Origin of the sequence: Yoonia sp. R2-816 (assembly GCF_046762905.1) — a bacterium.
In the GTDB taxonomy this organism is placed as follows: Bacteria; Pseudomonadota; Alphaproteobacteria; order Rhodobacterales; family Rhodobacteraceae; genus Yoonia.
In genome coordinates this window covers 1-1,815 of sequence record NZ_JBKQXN010000267.1, presented here as the reverse complement: position 1 = coordinate 1,815, position 1,815 = coordinate 1, and the positions used below count along the sequence as shown (strand labels likewise).

Below are 1,815 nucleotides of genomic sequence, written 5' to 3'. Positions count from 1 at the left end.
TCTTGTCGAAGAAACCAGGGACGAATGTCATCGTGGTCTTGCCGCTACAATCTCGGACGGCAGCGTCATTATCTCAATGACCTTCGATAATGTCGTAAACCTGCAGATCAGTCTGGATGAGCTCAAATTCATCGCCCGTGCTGCAGGCACTCTGCCCCAGTGGTTATTGGAGACCGAAGACGTTCCCGGCCCGTCGCGACACCCGGAAGACGTCAAGCACTACAAGACCAACGCAACAAGGACTGACGTAGACGCGCCAATGGAAGCAGGTGAACCAAAACCTGAACGCCATGGCCATCGATGGACCGCTGAGGAAGATCAGCGTCTATTGCACGCGTTTCAGAGCGACAAGCGTGACGTCCGTTCGCTCTCACGTGACTTTGGGAGATCACCATCTTCTATTGTTGCGCGATTGCTTCATCTGGATGCGGTCGAGGTCATATCCAAGCGGTGATCATTCTTTACGCCAATGCCCGGAGAAGGCGCACATTGACGCCAACCTGGGGCGATCAGCTGAAGCTGACCGGGCTCGAGTTCGGCAAAGCCTCACCCGAGCCACCAAAGGTGTCTCGGCCCACCAGGAGTAACGATCCCTTCGCCGGGCGCTTTATTGAGCGGTCGCGATCCAGAACGGACGTTGCAAAGCCTCACGGCCAGCCTTCCTCGGCTTCGCGTGTCGAAAGTTTGAAGCGCGCCATGCACGCTCACACAGTCGTGGGCGTGTCGAACTGAGAGCGTGCCTCGATGAGCCACCGGGTGCCATCCAGGTGCCCGAACACCGCCTCGCGGCCTCAAATCGGCGATTTCGGAAGTCTCAGATCCTCATTTGCTCAGAGAAAGTTGCTTTTGTTCCTTCTTTGTTCTACTATCTGTAGACGCCACTGCAATCCCCGGAGGTGTCCGCGATGCAAACGAACGATTACCATCAGCTTCCTGCAACGGAAAAACAGATCCGGTTTGCACGGTCACTCGCCGCGAGAGCCGGAACCGTATTGCCGGACGACGTGCAGCAGGACCGGCGGGAGATTTCGGCCTGGATCGATGCCCAACAGGCGAAATCCGCGAAACCAAGCCGGTTTGACAGCTATCCATCGTCAAAACAGGTGCAATTTGCAGAGCGCATCGCCCGTTACAAGCGCAGTCAGGTGCCCGATGAGTGCTTCCGCGACAAGGCGCTCATGTCCAAGTGGATCGACTGCAACAAGTAAACGGAACGTGCGTTGCGCGCGATAGCGGGTCTAGACCGATTTCTTGACTTTGTGGCCACAAATGTCTATACATCTCTCAGGCGTCCGGCTGCGTTGCTTCCGGCGTCATGTGCGCCCACGCTGGCCATGTATACCAACGGTAAGGCACGAATGTAATTCTCGGAAGGCTCAACCTCAATGGTTGAGCCTTTTGAGTTTAAGGAACTCTCTCATTGGTAAAAAGGCATTTTCGTGCGTAGTAACTCGCCTGATTGAACTTCTTTTGCGAAAACATGTTGCCAGTCTTCGGGTAGGCACTCAGAACACTCAAGAGAACGCCGGGTGGACTTGGTTCGAAGCAGAAAAAAATAGCCCAAGACTCGCCATTTAAAGCCTCTACAAGGATCAGATTAGAACCTTTGTTAAAGTCATCGGAGACACCAGCGTTCCGGTTCTGTGTGATGAAGTCACTCATGATCCTGGGAAGTTGAACCGCCCCGGTTTTACCGGAGAGTACAACACTCAAAGGATGAGCCCTATGACGAAGAGACGATTCACCCCCGCCTATCCGGCTGAACTGCGCGAACGCGGTGTTCGGCTGTTTCGAGAGAACCGAGCAGATTACACC

2 protein-coding genes are annotated in these 1,815 nt (G+C 54.6%); both read left to right on the top strand.

Annotated elements, in window-relative coordinates:
• Window positions 1–454, top strand: a 454-nt coding sequence (locus ACFWW2_RS16720) for a hypothetical protein (RefSeq protein ID WP_393929786.1), incomplete at its 5' end; no start/stop codon positions are given.
• Window positions 455–905: 451 nt separating this feature from the next.
• Entirely contained in the window at window positions 906–1,208 is a 303-nt protein-coding gene (locus ACFWW2_RS16715) for a hypothetical protein (protein WP_393929784.1), read from the top strand.
• The last annotated feature ends 607 nt before the right edge of the window (window positions 1,209–1,815 follow it).